Raw genomic sequence first — 418 nt, 5'->3', positions numbered from 1 at the left:
CAGCCTTATCGACGTTGACCCCAAAAACAACTTAACCGCAGATGGTGTCCAAAAATATACCTATACGGCGGTGATTTTAGATCGTAATAACCAGCCTGTGCGCAATGAAAAAATTAACAATGTAATATGGGATACCAATAAAAAGGGAATTGCCGGACTTAATTTGAAGTGGGAACCCATAACGGATAACGACGGGAAACTCACGGCAAGTTTAACCAGTACGGAGCCGGCAACGAATATCACGGTTTCACTCACGATTGAAAACCAAAAAGCGGTAGAGGTAAAACAGGCGGTATCGTTCGAACCGGAACAGCTATCACCAATAACCGTTTCACCACCCAGCCCGATATTAGTGAATAATACTTATACCCTGAAAGTGAAAGTGAAAGATACCACGGGTAAAAATTCAGAACCTAAT

The 418-nt window shown here is 42.3% G+C and carries 1 protein-coding gene; it reads left to right on the top strand.

The genetic code is table 11. The annotated features are described in order from the left end of the window. Nucleotides 1–418, top strand: a 418-nt coding sequence (locus Xbed_RS19895; protein WP_167371958.1) for an Ig-like domain-containing protein, incomplete at both ends; no start/stop codon positions are given.

It is taken from the genome of Xenorhabdus beddingii (assembly GCF_002127545.1).
Lineage (GTDB): Bacteria > Pseudomonadota > Gammaproteobacteria > Enterobacterales > Enterobacteriaceae > Xenorhabdus > Xenorhabdus beddingii.
The sequence above is the reverse complement of the archived record's forward strand: the minus strand, read 5'-3'. Positions and strand labels throughout refer to the sequence as shown.